This window comes from Mucilaginibacter gossypiicola, assembly GCF_900110105.1.
Lineage (GTDB): Bacteria > Bacteroidota > Bacteroidia > Sphingobacteriales > Sphingobacteriaceae > Mucilaginibacter > Mucilaginibacter gossypiicola.
In genome coordinates this window covers 322,043-343,224 of sequence record NZ_FOCL01000007.1, presented here as the reverse complement: position 1 = coordinate 343,224, position 21,182 = coordinate 322,043, and the positions used below count along the sequence as shown (strand labels likewise).

20 protein-coding genes are annotated in these 21,182 nt (G+C 43.8%); 5 read left to right on the top strand and 15 right to left on the bottom strand.

The genetic code is table 11. From position 1 onward, the window contains the following. Nucleotides 1-376: 376 nt before the first annotated feature. The gene (locus BMX50_RS23090; RefSeq protein ID WP_091214698.1) at nucleotides 377-1,120 is read left to right on the top strand and encodes a hypothetical protein; all 744 of its coding nucleotides are present in this window, start codon (nucleotides 377-379) and stop codon (nucleotides 1,118-1,120) included. Between the two features lie 62 nt (nucleotides 1,121-1,182). Beyond that, nucleotides 1,183-1,398 (top strand): hypothetical protein, encoded by a 216-nt coding sequence (locus BMX50_RS23085; RefSeq protein WP_091214693.1) that lies wholly within the window; start codon nucleotides 1,183-1,185, stop codon nucleotides 1,396-1,398. A 12-nt stretch (nucleotides 1,399-1,410) separates the two neighbouring features. Here BMX50_RS23085 and BMX50_RS23080 read toward each other — a convergent pair whose 3' ends face one another. From BMX50_RS23080 to BMX50_RS23025, 12 genes are all read right to left on the bottom strand, one after another. Further along, complete coding sequence (locus BMX50_RS23080) at nucleotides 1,411-2,322, bottom strand: SDR family oxidoreductase (protein WP_394332324.1); 912 nt, start codon at nucleotides 2,320-2,322, stop codon at nucleotides 1,411-1,413. Between the two features lie 6 nt (nucleotides 2,323-2,328). Next, on the bottom strand, nucleotides 2,329-3,105 hold the full coding sequence (locus tag BMX50_RS23075; RefSeq protein ID WP_091214689.1) for an enoyl-CoA hydratase/isomerase family protein: 777 nt from the start codon (nucleotides 3,103-3,105) through the stop codon (nucleotides 2,329-2,331). A gap of 8 nt (nucleotides 3,106-3,113) precedes the next feature. Next, nucleotides 3,114-4,928 (bottom strand): AMP-dependent synthetase/ligase, encoded by a 1,815-nt coding sequence (locus tag BMX50_RS23070; protein WP_091214685.1) that lies wholly within the window; start codon nucleotides 4,926-4,928, stop codon nucleotides 3,114-3,116. A gap of 33 nt (nucleotides 4,929-4,961) precedes the next feature. Then, nucleotides 4,962-6,137, bottom strand: coding sequence for an acetyl-CoA C-acyltransferase (locus BMX50_RS23065; RefSeq protein ID WP_091214681.1), 1,176 nt, complete (start codon nucleotides 6,135-6,137; stop codon nucleotides 4,962-4,964). A 28-nt stretch (nucleotides 6,138-6,165) separates the two neighbouring features. Further along, nucleotides 6,166-8,547: a 3-hydroxyacyl-CoA dehydrogenase/enoyl-CoA hydratase family protein gene (locus tag BMX50_RS23060; protein ID WP_091214678.1), complete on the bottom strand. Its 2,382-nt coding sequence runs from the start codon at nucleotides 8,545-8,547 to the stop codon at nucleotides 6,166-6,168. Nucleotides 8,548-8,578: 31 nt separating this feature from the next. Continuing rightward, on the bottom strand, nucleotides 8,579-9,031 hold the full coding sequence (locus BMX50_RS23055) for a DUF2147 domain-containing protein (RefSeq protein ID WP_091214675.1): 453 nt from the start codon (nucleotides 9,029-9,031) through the stop codon (nucleotides 8,579-8,581). 250 nt (nucleotides 9,032-9,281) lie between these two features. Next, a complete protein-coding gene (locus tag BMX50_RS23050; RefSeq protein ID WP_091214671.1) occupies nucleotides 9,282-9,551 on the bottom strand; it encodes an acyl-CoA-binding protein in 270 nt (89 codons plus the stop codon). Nucleotides 9,552-9,843: 292 nt separating this feature from the next. Beyond that, nucleotides 9,844-10,281, bottom strand: coding sequence for an acyl-CoA thioesterase (locus tag BMX50_RS23045; protein ID WP_208864774.1), 438 nt, complete (start codon nucleotides 10,279-10,281; stop codon nucleotides 9,844-9,846). A gap of 13 nt (nucleotides 10,282-10,294) precedes the next feature. After that, nucleotides 10,295-11,272 (bottom strand): electron transfer flavoprotein subunit alpha/FixB family protein, encoded by a 978-nt coding sequence (locus BMX50_RS23040; RefSeq protein WP_091214667.1) that lies wholly within the window; start codon nucleotides 11,270-11,272, stop codon nucleotides 10,295-10,297. 267 nt (nucleotides 11,273-11,539) lie between these two features. Next, on the bottom strand, nucleotides 11,540-12,283 hold the full coding sequence (locus BMX50_RS23035) for an electron transfer flavoprotein subunit beta/FixA family protein (RefSeq protein WP_091214663.1): 744 nt from the start codon (nucleotides 12,281-12,283) through the stop codon (nucleotides 11,540-11,542). Nucleotides 12,284-12,554: 271 nt separating this feature from the next. After that, the gene (locus BMX50_RS23030; RefSeq protein ID WP_091214660.1) at nucleotides 12,555-14,351 is read right to left on the bottom strand and encodes an acyl-CoA dehydrogenase family protein; all 1,797 of its coding nucleotides are present in this window, start codon (nucleotides 14,349-14,351) and stop codon (nucleotides 12,555-12,557) included. 233 nt (nucleotides 14,352-14,584) lie between these two features. Next, complete coding sequence (locus tag BMX50_RS23025) at nucleotides 14,585-15,472, bottom strand: helix-turn-helix domain-containing protein (RefSeq protein ID WP_091214655.1); 888 nt, start codon at nucleotides 15,470-15,472, stop codon at nucleotides 14,585-14,587. Between the two features lie 228 nt (nucleotides 15,473-15,700). On the opposite strand from BMX50_RS23025, the gene BMX50_RS23020 reads away from it, so the two are divergent. Next, complete coding sequence (locus tag BMX50_RS23020) at nucleotides 15,701-16,924, top strand: OmpP1/FadL family transporter (protein ID WP_091214649.1); 1,224 nt, start codon at nucleotides 15,701-15,703, stop codon at nucleotides 16,922-16,924. A gap of 19 nt (nucleotides 16,925-16,943) precedes the next feature. After that, on the top strand, nucleotides 16,944-18,263 hold the full coding sequence (locus tag BMX50_RS23015) for an SGNH/GDSL hydrolase family protein (RefSeq protein WP_091214646.1): 1,320 nt from the start codon (nucleotides 16,944-16,946) through the stop codon (nucleotides 18,261-18,263). A gap of 95 nt (nucleotides 18,264-18,358) precedes the next feature. Here the strand turns inward: BMX50_RS23015 and BMX50_RS23010 are convergent, their stop codons facing one another. Together BMX50_RS23010 and BMX50_RS23005 are read right to left on the bottom strand one after the other, a co-directional pair. Beyond that, a complete protein-coding gene (locus BMX50_RS23010) occupies nucleotides 18,359-18,763 on the bottom strand; it encodes a VOC family protein (protein ID WP_091214642.1) in 405 nt (134 codons plus the stop codon). 218 nt (nucleotides 18,764-18,981) lie between these two features. After that, complete coding sequence (locus BMX50_RS23005; protein WP_091214639.1) at nucleotides 18,982-19,791, bottom strand: patatin-like phospholipase family protein; 810 nt, start codon at nucleotides 19,789-19,791, stop codon at nucleotides 18,982-18,984. A 158-nt stretch (nucleotides 19,792-19,949) separates the two neighbouring features. Here BMX50_RS23005 and BMX50_RS23000 point away from each other — a divergent pair, with 158 nt between their 5' ends. Continuing rightward, a complete protein-coding gene (locus BMX50_RS23000; RefSeq protein ID WP_091214634.1) occupies nucleotides 19,950-20,411 on the top strand; it encodes a hypothetical protein in 462 nt (153 codons plus the stop codon). Between the two features lie 21 nt (nucleotides 20,412-20,432). Here BMX50_RS23000 and BMX50_RS22995 read toward each other — a convergent pair whose 3' ends face one another. Then, the gene (locus BMX50_RS22995) at nucleotides 20,433-21,089 is read right to left on the bottom strand and encodes a phosphatase PAP2 family protein (protein ID WP_244281083.1); all 657 of its coding nucleotides are present in this window, start codon (nucleotides 21,087-21,089) and stop codon (nucleotides 20,433-20,435) included. Nucleotides 21,090-21,182 lie beyond the last annotated feature (93 nt).

The following is a 21,182-nucleotide window of genomic DNA, read 5'->3' as shown; positions in this document are numbered from 1 at the left end:
CCACACAATGACACTATTTGGCGATAAAAGGCAACTTTTGTTTATGATTCTATAAAAAACTTCAGATAATGACTCCTTTCATGATTTTATGAATCCCTTTATGAGCCGGGAGGCTCTATACTGATTTTTATGAACGGCAAGAAAATGAGATTCCGGTTCTGAAGATTGAGGTTCGAGCCCTTGTGGGAAAACATATTTTGGAAAGCTCTTAGCGTATGCTGAGGGCTTTTTGTTTTAGTAACGAAATAGACTTTAATCAATTGCATTTAGCAGTTTTAATTTCATCTTGCGTTTCAATTTAGCGCTAATTCAGAAGTACTGTCGAGGCTATTACTCTATAAAAAATAATTAGATTTGAGAGCTAAATCTTATTTTAATGTTGCAGACAGCTATAGCCTTACCTTACCACTTAACTAAAGTTGATACTCTACAAGCACAGGTATTACATTTAAATCATGTAGTTGATAGCTTGAATAAGGTAAGCTCTACAACAACTATTGGCACAGGTTATTTTCATGATATCATCGGTATCGGATTTACCTGCTTTGTTGGATTGGTTGCGATTATTGCAACAATTGCAGGCTATGTATCTTGGCGAACTATAACTATTCGGTTTGAGCAAGAAAGAAGAGAAATGCAGATAAACTTCGATAATAGAATAATAGTAATGGAAAACCAATTCACTTCAACATTGCATCAATTAAGAGATCAAGCTGAAAAAAATTCTATTGCTTACGATTCAGCATTAAATGATTTAAAGCAAGAATCGCTATCTCTAAAAAATAATTTTCTGCAAGCTGATGTGGATATTAACCGCGCCATGTGTAGCATCAACGACGACAGGGAATTTTACGTAATAGCCCTTGATTGGGGGCTATCAGCAATCCCAACTATGCTTGAATTAAATTACGAAAAAAGTCTCTATAATTGGGTAGAATTTTGTGAGGAAATTTCTGATAAGATCGATTTAGAAACCCCGGATAACAAAGAGAGAATTAAGAACTACGAAAATCAGTTTAAAAAACACTTTAGCAATTGTCTAAACATACTTCCAAAAGAATATGATGAACGCCTTAAAAAGATAAACGATAAAATCATGCGAGTGATCTACTCGGAATAATTTATTATTTTTCTTAATATCTATTTCGATTAAAAATGTCAAAAAGTTAGCCGATACATCATATGGAAAGATTAGTAATCGATATTCCCAATACCAAAAGCACTTTGGTTAAACATATACTTAAAGAACTGGGCGTAATTATACAGCAAGAATCTAAACCACAGCCATCTTCCTATAGAACGAAACTATCTCAAGTTTCAACGTGGACTGAAGAAGACCTAAAACCTTTTGATGAAGGCAAAAATGCTTTTTTAAATTTCACTCCTTTCGAATGGTAATTGATTCCCACTCTACGCCGACCGCGTAGCTTTCTCAATATCATCCCACATTTCATCCGGTATCATTTCAAGACCGCTGAATTGGCCTGCACCCTGCAGCCACTCTCCCCCATCAATGGTGATCACTTCGCCATTAATGTACCCTGAAAAATCAGACACCAAAAAGGCGGCCAGATTTGCCAGTTCCTGGTGTTCTCCTACCCTTTTTAGCGGCACCCTGTTTTTAAAATCGAACTTCTGTGCCATATCACCCGGCAGCAGCCTTTCCCAAGCACCCTTTGTAGGAAACGGTCCCGGCGCAATAGCATTGGCACGTATGCCATGCCTGCCCCACTCAACTGCTAAAGACCTGGTCATGGCCAGCACGCCGCCCTTTGCGCAGGCCGAGGGCACAACATAAGCCGAACCTGTAAAGGCATAGGTGGTGATAATACTCAATATGTTACCGGGCATTTTTTCTTTGATCCAATATTTGCCCAAAGCCAGTGAACAATTAGCTGAACCTTTTAAAACGATATCAATGATAGCCGAAAACGCGTTTGCCGATAACCGCTCGGTAGGCGAAATAAAATTGCCGGCGGCGTTATTCAACAGTGCATCAACCTGCCCAAATTCGTCAATGGCTTGTTGCAACATCGCTTCAACTTCATCATATTTTCGAACGTCGCAAGCAATTGGTAACACCTTACCACCGGTCGTAGATTGCATTTCAGCAGCCGTTTGTTGCAATACATCCAGCTTACGGCTGGTGATTACCAGGTTAGCGCCTAACTGCAAAAAGTAAGTTCCCATTGCTTTACCCAAACCTGTTCCACCGCCGGTTACAATGATGGTTTTTCCTTTCAATGCATCATCTCTTAACATTCCACCGGCAGCTGCGGCGTTTGAGTTTACGGAAGTATTTAGGTTTGTCGGATCGGCCATCATCAGTTAATTTACAGCTGTATTTTTTGATTTTAAATTTTGGATCATCATTTGCAAGCCTTGCCTGGTTTCGGGTGCCCACCATTGCTTCAGCATTTTATTCAGGGTATCGGTTTGATCGGCCTTTAGTTTGCCTGTCAGTTCTTTGCGTAAGTTTAATTTACTCTCGCTCCAGGTAACCGGGTTTAGTTTCATGTAAGCTGTTACTTTTTCTATGGCCGCGTTCATTAATTTATCAGGGGAGGTAATTTCATCGATCAGTCCGGCTTCCAGTGCTTCATCAACTTTAAGCAGCTTTCCCTCCATTAAATACTGGTAAGCTTTACGCTGGCCGAGCCAAAATGAATACAGATTAAAAACACTATCAGGAACAATAATACCAACCGGGACTTCATTTAACCCGATGATGAATGTCCCCGCTGCCATCACCCGGTAATCGCAGCAAATAGCTAATATGCAGCCACCGGCAGGGCTGTGACCGCTTATAGCAGCCACTATCGGTTTCCTGAAAGCTGCTAAAGTATTTTGCAGGGCTAAAAAGTCGATCCAAAACTGGCGGCTTTGCTCTTCGTTATAATCATAAGCCTCAATCAGGTCGATCCCTGACGAGAAAAAACCTTCCTTTCCGGTTAAAATAACCCCTCCTACATTATCATCACCCTCCAGTGTTTTCATACAGGCATCCAGCTCTTTAACCATTTCATGATTGATGGCATTTGATCGGCCCCGGTCGAGCGAGATTGTAACCAGCCTGCCCTGTATAGTTGTTTGAAATGTATTCATCCGGTTAATCAATTTACAAGAGTGGGATCCTCGCTCACTTCGCAGGGGTACATTTTGTCTATCGCAGCTTTATATTTTTCGGTGATCACCTTCCGTTTCATTTTTCCGGTTGGTGTAAGCTCGCCACTATCTATCGACCATTCGTCGGGAAGCAGGGTAATTTTCTTCACCTGTTCAACATGGTTAAATTCGGGGTTATAAGTATTGATAATTGATTGATAAAGCTCAATCACCCGGGCATCTTTAACTAATTCACTGTTAGATGAAAAAGAAATTTCATTTTCCTTACACCAGGGTTTTAAATGGGTATATGATGGCACGATCAGCGCTGCAACAAATTTCTTTTCTGACCCGACAACCATCATCTGCTCAATAAAATAATTTTCCTTCATCTTATTTTCGATAGGCAGCGGGGCCACATATTTACCGCCCGAGGTTTTGAAGATCTCTTTTTTACGATCAGTAATTTTCAGGAACGAATCTTTATCCAGCTCGCCTATGTCCCCCGTGTGGAACCATCCGTCTTCCAGTACCTCTGCTGTAAGCTCAGGATTTTTATAATATCCCAGCATAACGTTAGGGCCCTTGCAAAGGATCTCGCCATCGGGCGCTATCTTAACCTGTACACCGCTCAGCAAGCGACCCACGGTACCAAATTTCCTGTCGCTTTTCTGATAACAGTTAACAGCAATTACCGGCGAGGTTTCGGTAAGCCCGTAACCTTCCATAATAACAATATTGGCGGCGGTGAAAATTCTTTCCAGCTTAAGTGGACAGGCCGAACTACCTACCACAATAGCCGTTATATTTCCGCCTATGGCATCACGCCATTTGCTGTAAACCAGTTTATCGGCAATAGCCAGTTTGATTTTATACCACAGGCTGGTATTATGGATTTCATACGCTTCGGCCACTTTTACCGACCAGAAAAAGATCTTCCTTTTAATACCGGTTAATTTCTGCCCCTGCACCATAATTTTCTCAAACACTTTTTCGAGCAAACGGGGCACAGCGGTAAACAGAGAAGGCTTTACCTCCTTCATATTTGCCCCAATGGTATCCATACTTTCGGCATAGTAAATAGAAAAACCGTAGTAGAGATAAACGTATGTACACATCTTTTCAAAAATGTGGTTCATGGGCAAAAAGCTCAAAACACGTTTCTCTTTCAGCGGGATCCGGTTAAGAATATCGCCGGATGCCATTGCATTGGTTATGATGTTTTTATGCGTAAGCATTACGCCTTTAGGCCGGCCGGTAGTACCCGAAGTATAAATGATGGTTGCCACATCGCCTTCGGTGACCTGACCGGTTATTTGCTGTATTTTTTGCAGATCGCCATCTTTTAAAGGTTTAAGCAATGTTAACCAATGATTACATCCATCGATACTGTCAAAAGTAAAAATGGCTTTTAAGGAGGGGATATTTAGCTGTACCTCTTTAACCTTATCGCATAAGTCCTTAGTGCTTACAAATACGTATTTAACTTCAGCTTCATTTAGGATCTGCTCAATTTCCTTAGTGCCCGTGTTGGGATATAGTGGCACCAATATGGCGCCCGTTTGCTGCACTGCCAGGTCGGTTATTACCCATTCTGGCCGGCCGTTACTTATCAGCCCTATTTTATCGCGGCCTTCGGTAGTGCCATCACCACCCGAAACTCCAAGGTCCAACAAGGCTGTAGATAACTGGTTGATCATGGTATGCACTTCTTCGGTGCTGTATGATCTCCAGGAACCATTCTCCTTTGCATTCAAAAAGTCTGCCCTGGGCGCTTTGGCCTGGGTGGCTATGCAATCAAACAATCTTGTCGCTTTTTCCATGTTTGCAGCAATTATTTAGATAATGGTAATTTCCTATAACAGTTCAAATACACCCGCTGCACCCTGCCCGGTGCCCACGCACATGGTAACCATGCCATACTTTTTTTCTCGCCGCTTCAATTCATTAAAAAGCTGAACAGAAAGTTTAGCCCCGGTGCAGCCAAGCGGATGCCCAAGCGAGATAGCGCCGCCGTTAACATTTACAATGTCGGGATTAAGCTCCAGCCCCTTTATTATGGCCAACGATTGCGAAGCAAAAGCTTCATTCAATTCTATCAGCTCAATATCCTGTTGCTTCATCCCGGCCATTTTTAATACTTTAGGAATGGCTACCAGCGGACCAATCCCCATGATCCGGGGCGGCACGCCTGCAACGGCATAATTAACCAGCCGGGCGATGGGCTTAAGGTTATTCTCTTTCAGAAAGCGTTCGCTAACCACCATCACAAAAGCAGCTCCATCGCTGGTTTGCGACGAGTTGCCGGCAGTCACCACGCCCTTTGCATCAAACACAGGCTTAAGCTTAGCCAATGCATCGATTGAGGTATCACTGCGCGGACCTTCATCTGTATCTACCTTAAATTCCCGTTTCTTTTTCTTGCCGCTTTCATCTACATAGGTCTCCACAATATTTACCGGTGCTATTTCATCTTTAAACTTACCTTCCTTAATAGCGCTGATAGCTTTTTGATGCGAGTTATAAGCAAACTGGTCCTGCTCTTCACGGCTGATATGATATTCCCTGGCAACAGCTTCGGCGGTGAGGCCCATACCCCAGTAATAATCGGGATGTGCAAGAGCTATATCGGCATTCGGAACAATGCGCCAGCCCCCCATCGGGATCAGGCTCATACTTTCCACACCACCGGCAATAATGCAATCGGCAATGCCGCTGTGTATTTTTGCTGATGCGATGGCAATTGTTTCCAGGCCTGATGAACAATAGCGGTTTACCGTCATGCCGGGAACCTTATCGGTATCAAGTGCCATTAATGAAATGAGCCGGGCTACATTCAATCCCTGTTCGGCTTCCGGCGTAGCATTGCCCACAATCACATCGTCTATCTGCTCTTTATCAACGTTGGGCACTGATGCCAGCAGATGCCTGATAACATCCGCTGCAAGCGTATCCGGACGGGTAAACCTGAACCCGCCCCGGGTAGCTTTTCCAACAGCGCTGCGGCTGGCTGCCACTATATATGCGTTCATTTTATTGAGATTTTATACTTATTAAAATTTAGTTCCTTAACACTTTTCCACCGGTTAAAATGGACTGGATCCGCTCAAGCGTTTTCTTTTCGGTGCAAAGCGAAACAAAAGCTTCACGCTCCAGCCCCAGCAAATATTCTTCGCTCACCATTGAAGGTTGCGACAGATCGCCGCCCGAAAGCACATAGGCCAGCTTCTGCGAAATCTTCACATCATGTTCGCTGATGTAATTACCACTGTACATGGTATTGGCACCCACATAACCCAAGCCCAGCGCTTGTTTACCCAGCACCCTGATATCACCGCGCGGAATAGGCTGTATGTACCCTTCATTTGCCATCTGCAGGCATTGTTGTTTAGCCTCGGCAAGCAGCCTGTCACGGGATACCACGACTACATCCCTACCATTTTTGAGGTGGCCAAATTCAAATGCCTCATAAGCCGAAGTAGATACTTTAGCCTGGCCAATAGTCAAAAAGCGGTCGCGGAAATTATTGAGTTCTACATCACCCTCCTGGAGTTCGTCTGAAAGGCGCAGGGCAAATTCCTTTGTGCCGCCTCCGCCCGGTATCAAACCAACACCAAACTCAACCAAACCCATATACAGTTCGGCATGAGCTACAACCTTATCGGCATGCAGGCACATTTCGCAGCCGCCGCCCAAAGCCATCTGATGAGGCGCTATCACAACCGGAATGGATGAATAGCGGATCCGCATCATGGTATTCTGGAAAGCCTTTATTACCATATTCAACTCATCAAATTCCTGCTCAACGGCCATCATGAATATCATGCCTACGTTGGCCCCAGCGCTGAAATTGGCACCCTCGTTTGATATAACCAAGCCTTTGTAACTTGCTTCGGCAAGCGTGATGGCTTTATTTATGCCTTCAATTACCTCGCCGCCTATGGTGTTCATTTTGGTGTGAAACTCAAGGTTCAGGATGCCATCGCCAATGTCGGTAATGGTAGTACCGCTGTTTTTCCAAACGGTGTTGGTTTCACGGATATTACTGAGCAAAATAAGTCCTTCCGTACCCGGAATTATCTTGTAGCTTTTCGATGGGATATCATAGTACAGACGTTTGCCATCCTCTACTTTATAGAAGCTTTTGGCACCCGCCGCAAGCATATCGTAAACCCATTGAGCCGGTTTGTTACCCGCAGCTTCCATGGCTTTTACCGTATCTTCAACACCCAGCGCATCCCATTTTTCAAAAGGGCCCAATTCCCAGCCAAAACCAGCGTTGGTGGCAGCATCTATTTTATAAAGCTCGTCGGCTATTTCGGGGATACGGTTACTGGCATAAGCAAATAACTGGTAAAAGGTACTCCGGTAAAAATCACCGGCTTTATCTTTTGCAGCAACCAGGATCCTAAGCCTTTCTTTCAGATTATCAACCGATTTTGTAGTTTCCAGCGAAGCGAATTTTACTTTTTGGGATGGTTTGTACTCAAGCGTTTTCAGGTCAAGCGCGTAAAACTGGTTCCCTCCTTCGCCTTTTTCCTTTTTATAAAAACCCTGACCTGTTTTACTACCCAGCCAATTATTTTTCACCATTCCATCCACAAATGCGGGGATTCTGAATAATTCCCTGGCCTCATCATCCGGCGCGTTTTTGTAAAGGCCATTGGCAACGTGCACCATGGTATCCAAACCCACCACATCATTGGTGCGGAACGTGGCCGATTTAGGGTGACCGATTACCGGCCCGGTCAGCTTATCAACCTCTTCAACCGTCATACCGGTTTGCTCTACGTAATGCAACACGCTCATGATGCTGAAAACCCCGATGCGGTTACCGATAAATGCCGGGGTATCTTTAGCCAACACCGTGGTTTTCCCCAAATATTTTGCACCATACTCCATCAAAAAGTCGACAACGTTTGCCAGTGTATCTTTTGTAGGGATGATCTCCAGTAGTTTTAAATACCGCGGCGGGTTAAAGAAATGGCTGCCGCAAAAATGTTTTTTAAAATCATCGCTCCTGCCTTCGGCCATTAAATGGATTGGGATGCCGGATGTGTTTGAGGTGATCAGCGTTCCCGGTTTCCGGTACTTTTCTACCGTTTCAAACACCTGCTGTTTAATGTCCAGCCGCTCAACCACTACTTCTATCACCCAGTCGCAATCAGCAATTTTGGGCATATCATCCTCGAAATTGCCGGTTGTGATACGTTTTGCGAATGATTTGAGGTAGATGGGCGAAGGGTTTGATTTTAAAGCAAAATCCAGCGCGTCGTTCACAATTTTGTTCCGCGCTTTCTTATCTGCCGGTGGGGCATCCTTTGGTACAATATCAAGCAACAGTACCTGTACGCCGACATTTGCAAAATGGCAGGCTATACGACTGCCCATTACTCCCGACCCCAATACTGCAACCTTCTTTATAATTCGTTTAGCATCCATTAGTATCTGCTTGTTTTATTAATTCTTTAATTTATTCGGCCCGAGACCAGGTTGTTGTACGCCCGAAAAGTGAAATACCGATGTATCCGCGGATATCCAGGGTTCCACCTTTGTAGGTCATTTTGCAGGAGTACGTTTTACCGTTATTAGGGTCGTAAATTGTTCCGCCCGAATATTTGTTATCGCCATCTTTTATAAAATCGGCCAATACAGGTAGGCCCAGCCTTGGCCTTGAGCGGAGCTTTTCATCGGTATTCATTTCGTCAACTTTGGGCTTCCCGTTTTTCAGGGGTTCCTTAAGCCATACCACCTTACCGTAAAACTTGCCGTTGCTTTCCCTTGTGATCTGGATTTTGGCACTTTTTACATCATTGTACCATAAGCCCTCAATTTTATCGGTTTGTGCTTTTGCGTTGATGCTTACAGCTACCACCGTTAGCAGGATTAATGCAAAACGGACGAAATGTTTCTTTGATACTGACATTGCCTGAGGTTTATTTTTATAAATAAGATCAGCTCGTTTTTAAAGCAGGTACATGCTTTTCAGATTTCACCAAATAGTAAGATCCGGCATCAGAAGCCTTCTAAAAAAAGAGACAGGTAGAATTATAAAATGGTCAAATAATTTAGTCCCGGCATAATACCGGGTGGTTTATAATAACAAATATCTATTTCCGCGGCCTTTTACAAAGGTCTAAACGGCGGAAACATTTGTCAATATTTCGGAATTAAAGCTAACTGGTTTTATTTGATAATTGCGCTACAAGCTGAATATATTGCTGCATGGCATCATCGATAGTAATGCCTTTCTGTTTTAACCATGCATCATACTTTGCTTTAGCCACAAAATCAAACATACCCGGAGGGTTTTCTGTATTGATGTCGCCTTCCGTTGCCTGTTTATATAAACTGTACAGGCGTAGTAATGTTTCATTATCAGGCTTCGAAGGCAATTCTTTACTCTCTTTAACTGCTTTTTCAAAAGCATCATTTAGGTCGGTCATAGATAAATTATTTAAAAGCTGAAAGCGGAAGGCATAAAGTCTAAAGCTTATAAACTGATATTCAATACTATTTATTAATTATTTTAGGCTGGATTGGGCTCTTCAATATAGCTTAGCCGTTAACTTAAGCAATTAATTGTATAAAGATTTTAAAATCCTCTCTTGAGAGGGGGCGCGGAGGCACGAGTGATGGCAGGGGTGTGTTTCTGCTACAGGCTTATCAAAGCAGAAACACACCCCTCCACCGCTCTCAAGAGGGGAATCGCGCAATCCCGCGCTTTTTCCCCTTAAGTTAACTGCCCTCTTCAACATAATCGCTGCTCCGGGGTGCTTTCATAAACATCTCGCTTAGTTCTGCTGGCAATATGGCGAGTTTGCGTTTTTCCATATCTATCCATGAGCCCTCGGCATTTATGATTGCAGCTTTAACGCCATCGCCGCGGTACAGCTCATGCCTGATTGCCCAGCGGGAACCATCAGGCCGCGATTTGATAAGCTCGCAGGTTACCCTGATCTGCTCGTTGATCCCTATCTCCCGCAGGTAGATCAACTCTTCCCTGAATAGTACCGGCCCTATTTTGTATTCATAAAGTGTGGGCAATTTTAAACCCAGGCTTTCCAGCATAATGATGCGGGCCTGTGCTGCAAAATCAGCATAGGCAGAATGCCTCATGTGCTGGTTCGAGTCTATCTGCGACCACAGCACCTGTCCTTCATAAAAAAACTCCATAGCCCGGATTATTTTATTGATGATGTTCTTTGAATTTTTTCACAGCCGCAGTTAGTCGGGGCAAAATCTCCAGCGCGTCACCGACCACGCCGTAATTGGCTGCCTTAAAAAATGGGGCTTCCGGGTCTTTGTTGATCACTACAATAGTTTTTGAACCGTTAACCCCCGCCAGGTGCTGAATGGCCCCTGAGATCCCCACAGCGATATACAAATTAGGGCGTACGGTGCCTCCTGTTTGGCCTACATGTTCATGATGCGGTCGCCAGTGCGAATCGGCCACCGGGCGCGAGCAGGCTGTGGCGGCGCCCAGCTCTTTTGCCAGATCCTCCAGGATGCCCCAGTTTTCAGGCCCATTTAAACCGCGACCACCCGAAACCACCAGTTCGGCATCAGCAAGTGGTACTTCACCGGTTACTTTGTTTACCGATTTAACTTTTACGCCGAAATCCTTTTCGTTAAAGCTTACATCCAGTTGCTCAACAATTGCCTTACCCTCCAGCTTTTTCACAGGAAATGTATTAGGCATCAGCATAATTACCTTTACCTCACTTAAAATATTTACATACGCAAATGCTTTGCCCGAAAACACGGCTTTTTTAATCACAAATCCTTTTTCCGTATCAGGATATGAAAGTGCACCGGCCACAAGCCCTGCCTGTAACTTTACAGCCACCCGCGGAGCAACCGCCCTGCCCTTAAGATCATGAAGAGTGATAATTACTTTACTGTCCTCCTTTTGTGCTGCCGCTATCAGTGCGCCGGCATATGCCCTTGAATGCAACTCATCTAACCGGCTATCGGCAACGTGCAGTACTTTTTGCGCACCGTACTGGCCAAGGCCTTCCATTGCGTCAGCGGCAACACTGCCTAAAGCAACGGCAGTTACTGTAGCACCCATTTTTTCAGCTATTTGCGCGGCATATTGCACTGCTTCAAAGCTTTGCGCTTTTATAATTCCCCCGGTATGTTCTACCAATACTATTACTGACATTTTTTATTTTTTTTAGGTTGAGATGCTCCGGTGTGCACACCACAGATGTTCGGAAGATGCAGATCAGTTGTAAATGTTGATTTAAAAGTTATGTCATTGCGAGGAGGAACTGCCTGTCCCGATTCTATTTCGGGAACGAAGCAATCTCGTAGCCGGACATGCATTGGCTACGGGATTGCCACGCTCCGCTCGCAATGACATATTTTTTAGCGGTAATTTCATCTTCCAGACACCCATAGTGTGCACACCGGGCAAAAAATATGATTATTAAATAACTTTAGCTTCGGTATGCAACAGTTCTATCAGCTCATCCAGGTTATCCGGGCTTACCAGTTTGATACCAGCCTTTGCAGGCGGTAGTTCATAGGAAATAACTTCGGTTACTGCCCTTACTTTTGAAGGCGTGATAACTTTTAACGGACGGGTACGGGCAGCCATTATGCCGCGCATATTGGGGATCCGTGCTTCGGCAACACCTTTTTGGCAGGAAATGACTACTGGTAAATTACAAATATCCGTTTCTTCGCCGCCTTCAATTTCACGCGTTACCACGGCAGCATCGGCCTCTACCTGGATGCCGGTTGCAGAACCTATGTAATCAACACCCAACAATTCGGCCAGCATAGCACTTGTAGTACCATTATTGTAATCGATGGATTCTTTGCCGCATAAGATAAGGTCATAGCCAACCCCGGCAGCATACTCGGCTATATAATGGGCGGTTTCGTAAGGGTCATTACTATCTGCATCAATGCGGACGGCTTCATCACCGCCCAACGCCAGCGCTTTCCTGATCACAGGCTCAACATCGGCCTTACCCACGGTTACCAGGTGAACGTCGGTGGCTATACCGCTTTCTTTTAATTCGATAGCTTTGATCAACGCGTACCATTCATCGTACGGATTGATCACCCAGGTAACGCCATCACTATTAACCGAGGTATTATTATTTTTCAATACAATTTTGGTGCTCGTGTCCGGCACCTGGCTTATGCACACTAATATTCTCATTATCAGTTTTTCGTTTTTTAGGTTGATATTATTTAGGGAAATGAAGGCTTCCGCAAGTTCAAGCGTCCTTCGCTTGAATTATAGCTTAAGTAAGCGTCCACGCTTACTTTTATAACGCGAGCGTGGACGCTCACATGTCCCCAACAGTCAAGCGTGGACGCTTGCCCGTGCGAATGGGGTGTTTTTCTGCGTTGATAAGCTTGTAGTAGAAACACACCCCTGCCACCACTCGCTCCTTCGCGCCCCCTCTCAAGAGGGGATTTAAAAAAAATTAAAAGCAATATTTATTTTCAGCGATCAGTTTTGCAGCAATATTTCTGCGGGCCTGGGTGGTATTAATATCTTCGGTTTTGGTGAAGCGTTTAAGGCCCATCAGCATCATCCTTCTTTCGTCGCCTTCGGCAAATGAGTTCAACGCTTCCTTACCTGATTTGGCTATGTGTTCCGCAGCATCATTGATGTACACCCGCATCATATCCAGCTGTTCTTTGCAGGCTTCTTCGCCCCTTAAACCAACCAGCTTCTCTACCCTCAATTGCAGCGATTCGCTCACATAAAGCTCTATCAGCATATCGGCCAGGTTCATCAATACTTCCTGCTCTTTACCCAATTGCGTCATTAGCTTTTGAACAGCTGCACCGGCTACCAGCAATATGGCTTTTTTGAAATTGGCTATGTATTTCTTTTCTTTGGTGAACAGGCCATCTTCTTCAGTCACCCCAAAATCAGGGATGCTTACCAATTCACCGGCCACTTTCTGGGCCGGCCCCATGAGATCAAGTTCGCCCTTCATTGCACGTTTGAGCATCATATCAACGGTTAACAGCCGGTTAATTTCATTGGTACCTTCAAAGATTCGGTTGATCCTTGAGTCCCGGTACGACCTGTCCATTGGTGCTTCGGCGCTGTAGCCCATGCCACCGTAGATCTGCACACCTTCGTCGGTTACATAATCCAAAACTTCTGAGGCATGAACTTTAAGGATTGCTGCCTCAATGGCGTATTGCTCAGTCCCCTTCAATTTGGCTTTGGTTTCGTCGAGACCGGATGCGATTAACATTTCGGTAGCCTCCTCCATATTTTGACTGGCCCTGTACACCGCCGATTCGGCAGCATAGGTACGGATCGCCTGTTCGGCCAGTTTATATTTTATCGCGCCGTATTTGGAGATGGCGCGACCAAACTGCTCCCGTTCGTTAGCGTAACGCACCGATGAGGTGATCACATCTTTACTTGCACCAACAGTTCCGCCGCCTAATTTGATACGACCGAGGTTTAGGATATTAACAGCAATCTTAAACCCATTCTGCCTTTCGGAAAGGAGGTTTTCAACCGGCACTTTGCAATCATTAAAAAACACCTGGCGGGTTGAGCTTCCCTTAATACCCATTTTATGCTCTTCTGTATTGAGCGAAAGGCCTTCAAAATCTTTTTCAACGATAAACGCGCTCAGGTTTTCATCGTCATCTATCTTGGCGAAAACGGTAAACACATCTGCAAAACCCGCATTAGTGATCCACATTTTTTGCCCTGTGATGAGATAATGCTTACCATCGGCAGAAAGTTTTGCCCTTGTTTTACCCGAGTTGGCGTCCGAGCCGGCAGATGGTTCTGTAAGGCAATAAGCTCCCTTCCACTCACCGCTGGCCAGCTTAGGGATATATTTTTGCTTTTGTGCATCATTACCATAATACAATATAGGCATGGTACCTATCCCGGTATGTGCCGAAAATGCGACAGAAAATGAATGCCCGGCACCCAGCTTTTCCGTAACCAGCATGGCGGTTTTAAAATCCTTGCCAAAACCACCATATTCTTCGGGTACTGATATACCTAACAGTCCCAATGCACCTGCCTCATCCATTAAGTGACGCATTAATCCCTCCTCCTGTTCGTCAATTCGCTGTAGATTTGGTGTTACCTGCTGTGCAAGAAAATTGGTACATGTTTCAGCGATCATCAACTGCTCTTCATTCCATTCTTCGGGAATAAAAATGCTATCCGCGGAAGTTTCCCTGATCAGAAACTCGCCTCCTTTTATGGCTTTCATCGGTTCTGTGGCATTCATAAAGTTTTTCTGGTTTATAATCAGGAGTAAAATTAGAGGCATTACCAGGCCAAAGAAAGGGCAGCAATGCGGAGATATTAGTCAAAAAGTCGGAAATAAGAAGGGGGAAGAATTATTGGGGGACAGAAAAAAATGTCATTGCGAGGAGGAACGACGAAGCAATCGCATGCTATACAGGGCGACCATGCCTCTGTGCGATTGCCGCGCTATCGCTCGCAATGACATGTTTTTTATCAATGTGCAGATATCGCCCTGTAATCAGATGGCGACATGCCTGTATGCTTCTTGAAATATTTTCCAAAGGAAGATTGATCGGGGAAATGGATACTCTCGGCTGCACGGGCTATGCTGATCTCGTGATTTCTTAGCAATACCTTGGCTTCGAGAATTACGGCATCATCTATCCATTCACCGGCGGTCCTTCCGGTTACTTCCTTAATAGTTTCTGTTAAATGCTTGGAGGAAACATAAAGTGCGTCGGCATAATACTGCACGTTACGGTGTTCTTTATAATGATGGAAAACCAGGGCCTGGAAAAGTACGTTCAGCTCCTGTTTCCTGGTTTGCTTGCCCTTTATTATGGTATGCTGCTTTTCATAAATAGCCTGAATCTCATAAAGCAACGTCATTAAAATGCTCCTGGATATTTCAACGTGGTATGGATGCCCTTCCCGTGTCAGTTTTTGCTGGATCAGTAAATAAATTTCCAGTATCATTTTCGCATCGGCACTATCCGGGTATATCACGGGGATAGATGCACTGTTAAAATAGCTGAACGATTCAAGAAAATGGCTGTTTACACTATTTTCAATTAAAAAAGCTTTGCTAAAAACAACAAACCGGCATAAAAAATCAGGACTGCTGTTGTAAATCCTTAAAACATGAAAGGGGGTTGCCAACAGCATGGCATCCGGCCGGGCATCGTAGATCTGCAGATTTACTTCAACCTTAGCTGTACCGCGGGTGCAAATACCTATAATATAGCCATCCGAACGATAAGGATATTCGCTCAAACTCAGTAATTGCTTTTCGTCAACAACAAAAAAATCGGCGCCGGCCAGCTTGTCCGCGTAAAGATCTGCAAATTTTGATAAGCTTAATTGTCCAACCTTATTATTCATATGATTCAATATTACAATTCAACTGCTGTATTCGTCAAAAAATTATAAAAAAGACAGTTGTAATGTGGTTTTCCTTGTTTGTTATTAAAAATAAGCTTTATCCGACTTTTTGACTAATATCTCCGCATTATAGCCCTTTTTTTCTTTCCAATCCAAACTAATTTTATCCCTGACAGTTTCAAATTGTAACCTTTAAGCAATTTCCTGTCGCAAACCAATTATAATTTTATGAGAAAATTTCTACTCCTGGTGCTTACCATGGCACCGCTGTTAGCCTATTCCCAGGGTTTCCAGGTTAATTTGGAAGGGCAAAAGCAAATTGGCATGGGCCATACCGGTACGGGTATTGTACAGGATGGCGCTTCCGTATTTTTTAACCCGGGTGCTATGGCCATGTTGCCCGAAAATTACATACAGGGAGGAATAAGCCCCTTATTGTTCAAATCTGTTTTTAACCCGGCCGGAACATCAATCCAAAATCACACTTCAAATAAAGTAGCGACCCCGTTCCAGGCTTATGCCGTATGGGGGCCCAAATCGTCTTTCTGGAAATTAGGAGTTGGTGTTTATACCCCTTTTGGCGGATTAACCGACTGGGGCAACACCTGGCAGGGTAAATATGTGCTGGAAAGCCTTAATTTGAAAGCCATTTATATTCAGCCTACACTGAGTGTAAAACTGGCCGATTGGATGAGTATTGGCGGAGGATTTGTTTATAACCACGGCAGCGTTGATCTGACACGGGCCATTCCGCTGGCAAACAGCAATGGCGACCCAGGGCAGGCCAGGTTAAAAGGCAGCGGCAAAGGTTATGGATGGAACGCGGGCGTTTACTTTAAAACGGAGGCGGGCATCACCGTTGGTATCACCCACCGCTCGCAGGTAAATACTACTATTCCGGCCGGTGATGCTATTTTTACTGTGCCCGCATCATTACAAAGCAGCTTTCCGCAGCCCAATACTTTCAGATCAACCATACCACTACCCGCTACTAACTCTATCGGCTTTGGATTTTATCCGGGCAGTAAATGGATTGTGGCGCTGGATGTTAACCTCGTTAACTGGGATAGCTATAAGACATTATCATTTGATTATAACACCAATACAGCTGTATTACAGGATACCCATTCTGCCCGGAATTACCAGCAAGCGTATAGTTTACGCGGAGGCGCCCAATACAAGGCAAATGATAAGCTGGCCCTGCGTTTTGGCGGTGGCTATGCCAGCACAGCTGTTTTAGATGGCTATGTAACTCCCGAAGCGCCCGATGCCAACAGGGTTTATGGTACCCTGGGTTTAGGTTATACCGTTGCTAAACACCTCGATATTGATATCTCCTTTGAGTATGAGCACCTGATGCAACGTACTCAAACTAATTTCGAGTCGCAGTTATCTGGATCATTTAAAACTGATGTGTATATACCAGGCATCTCATTGGCCTATCATTGGTAATCCTTAAAGAAATCAATACATGAAAACGTTTAAACTACATATTTATATTATTGCAGGGTTACTTTTATTAGGTGCCTGCAAGCCCGAAATCCATACGCCAAAGCCGTCTGCAGGTTCTGTTGATTTTTCACGATACATTGCGTTAGGCAATTCGCTCACTGCCGGCTATGCCGACGGGGGCTTATATCTTGCAGGTCAGCAGGTATCTTATCCAAGTATCATAGGCAAGCAAATGCAGTCGGTTGGTGGCGGCACGTTTTCGCAGCCATTATTCAGTACCGCACAAGCAAACGGATCGGGCTATTTATCACTCACCGGGTTTAATGCTGATGGCACTCCTATTACAACTCCGGTAACTACCAACCTTGCCGTACGCGGAGTACTGCCTGTCCCCGGTTTTGGAAATGTTACTTTATACACCAAATACACCGGCGATATCAATAACTACGGCGTTCCCGGCATTAAGCTGCTGCATATTACCTATGCGCCTTACGGCAATTTAAACGGTTATTTTGAACGTCTGCTGCCTGGTAATGCGCCAACAAACTCTACTACCTATCTTGATTTTGTTATGTCTAAACCGTTCACTTTCTTTTCTAACTGGTTGGGGAATAATGATGCTTTGGGATATGCCACATCTGGCGGAGCGGGCGACGTACTGACAGACAAAAGTACTTTTGCTGCCTTATACAACGTATTGATAAACACCCTTACCGCCAAAGGACAAAAAGGTGTGGTTGCAACAGTACCTGATGTAACTTCGATACCATATTTTAATACTGTTACTGTTGGTGCAATACTGGCCGGCGTGCAAAAGGCAAATCCCAATGCAAAAGCTTTGTATATTAATGCATTGGTATCGGGCAGTACTTATGCACCACGTGCGGCAACAACTAATGACCTTATCATACTTACCTTCCCCACAAGCAAGATCGGGCAGCCGGTTGCAACGCCTGTTGGCAACCTGCCTTATGGTTTAACGCCCTATACACCTATAGACAACCAGTATGTACTCGACGAAAATGAAGTTGCCCTTACCGAGGATTATGTTACCTCCTATAACACTACCATAAAATCGGTAGCAGCGTCAAAAGGATTGGCAGTATTTGATGCCTATACTTTTTTACAAAATATAAAACAGAACGGCCTGGTAGTGAATGGCGTAAGCGTTAATTCTAATTACATCAGCGGCGGCCTGTTCTCGTTAGATGGGGTACACCTTACCCCACGCGGGTATGCAATTGTGGCCAATGAGTTTATTAAGGCCATTAATGATAAATACAATTCATCAATACCACAGGTAAACATATCAGACTATAATGGGGTTAAGTTCCCTTGATCTTTAGTCAGACGTCTTAAGTCGAAAGCCTTAAGTTTTAAGTCGTAAACAGGATTTACCCCTGTCGACTTAGAACTTAAGGCTTCTGACTAAAATTACCCAGCTATGTTATCCGGGTCTGATTCATCGCCCGGTTCCCAGAGTTCAATGACGTTGCCTTCCGGGTCAAGGATGTGTACAAATTTGCCGTAATCATATTCAGCAATCTCATCAATAATCGTTACGTTCTCTTTCTTTAGCTCATCTACCAGTGCAACAAGATTCTCTACCCGGTAATTAACCATAAATGGCTTTGTTGAAGGGTCGAAATATTTGGTATCCTGCGGAAACGTGCACCACGATGTAGACCCTATTTTCGACGGATCATCGGCATGTCGCCAATCAAACGTTGTTCCGTATTGCCCTACTGGCAGACCAAGATTTTTGACATACCACTCGTTCATACCTTTCGGATCGTCGCATTTGAAAAATACGCCTCCAAGGCCTGTTACTTTTTTCATAGTTAAATATGTTTGGATGATTAAAGGTGCAATAACAAAGAAGAAAAGCGGTACAACATTTTAAAGATTATTTAACACCTGTTAAATAGTTCTTTATGTACAACCTTTTGAGCAATTTCCATCTATTTTAAGACATTATCAAATCTGTTTTCAGATCTTTTGTCAAATGCTAACTGTAATTTTCAAGCGACATTGCGATATCCTTTACGGATAGGTTTTCACCCTTTTAGCTTATGGATAACATCTTTCAGTTTTTCGTTGCTGTTGATGGTTTTTAGCCCCTCTTCATAACCTATCATATAAATTTCTTCGGCGGCATCGGTATCAAAAATGCCATATCCTCCTAAACCATGCGGCTCAATAACTATATCGCACAGCATCTTATGTGCGTTAAGTCCCGAATTGATCGTTATCATGGCAGCCCTGTCAACCAGGTGCCCAAAAGATTTAATACTTGAAACAACCGGCAAGTGATTACAGCAAGAGCCTATGATAAAGTCGCAATTGCCCACCAACGGCTCAACCGGGAAATTATTGAGTATGCCCCCATCAACAAACATATGGTCCTTAATGATAATAGGCCTGAAGATACCGGGCAAGCAGCAGGAGGCTAAAATGGCTATATCCAGCTCCCCCTCTGTAAAGTAAACCAATTTTGCTTCTCCAATATCAACCGCTGGAATAGTGACACGCGTTTTGAGGCTTTGAAAGGAGTTATGCGGAATATATTTATTGATCAACACCCTGGTGTGTAATATAGAGATCAAACCATTGCTGCCAAACGCCGGGCGCAACAATTTAAGCAGGCTGTTATCTTTAATGATCCTAAGAATTTCTTTTGGTTCATATCCCTCCGCAAAAAAAGCGGCAGCTATCGCGCCTGCACTTGTACCCGAGATGTGTGCGAATTTGATACCATAATCGGTTAGGGCTTGCATCACCCCTAAATGAGCGACACCACGTACGCCACCGCCCGACAGCACTAATCCTATCTTTCTTGAGCCGTTTTGATCGATATTTGTATTCATTTTGTATTAGGTTATCATCAGCCGTTTATGACGGCAAGCTATGAAAGCGTTTGAGGTCAATATATTACTTTAATAATAATTTACTTGCAAAATATTATTAAAACTTTCCTGCAAAACAAAAGCCGCTTCTTATTAAAGATTCTTCTATCTTAACATCCATGCGAATCTCAATAGATAACTTCGAATTAAATTTTAAACGAAACAACGATGGTGAATGGTGGGCAATATTTACGCTTAACACCAGTCAATGTGAGGTTACATTTGACGAGAAAGTATTTCAAAACAAACCCGACGAAGAATTAACTATAAACTGGAATTGCATTGAGGAAGCAATCAAAGACCTTATAAATAACTTTGATACTTTAATGTACAAATCGAAATCTGCGCTTATAGCATTGCATCAGCAAATTTTCGATAACGAATTTTTGGATAAAAAAGGGTATTTCGATTTTTCAGGAATTGAAATAGTTGAATATAACACTCAGGGCCACAGATATGCAATTGATCTGTGTTTCTCTTTACACTCACATTTATTGTTTGTAATGGACGAACTTTGTTATAATTCAAATTTCAAAAAACAACCGTATGGATTAATACTCTCAAATGTGCGAAGAGAATAACAAGATAATTATCCAACAGCTCTACTTCTTCAAAAACGACATCGCCGCCGCACTGCCTACACCCAATGTTAATCCGGCTGCCACATCGGTAGGATAATGAACGCCCAAATACATTCTTGAATAACTGGTAGCCCCTGCCCAAAAGAAAGATGGCGCTATCACATACCATTTAGGATAAGCCACCGAAAGCGCTGTAGCCGTGGCAAAGCTTGATGAGGTATGCCCCGACGGGAATGAGGTACCGCCGGCCCTGTAAACTGGTGTAATATTGATATTTTGAATAAATGGCCGCGGCCGCTTCACCAGGTGTTTGATAAGTAACATAAAACCGTAGGATACCGCTGTGCTGCTGGCTACATAGCCGGCGTTTTGCCGCATTTCTTTATTATTGCTTACAATCCCCCCTACTAATAAACCTGCCGGGATTCCGATATCGCCATACAATACATTTTTACTCAGAAACATGAAAAAACCGGTTTGAGCGGGTGTCCGCTGATTTTGCAGGCCGATCATCACACGGTCGTCCCAGCGCTGAACTGCAGGTGGAATAAATGCCGGACTGTTGACAGTAATTTTCGCCGAATCGGCCTGAGCTAAGACTTTGTTTGTAAAGCAAATAAATAAACACTGCAAATGAATTAAAACTACCAGAAATTTAAGCGGGGAGATTTTTTTCATAGATGTTCAGCGGCAACCTACTGTACCGCTAACTTAGCTATAAATACCCATTGCATGGAGATTGTTTTGCCGAAGGAAAAGCCTTACGAAATT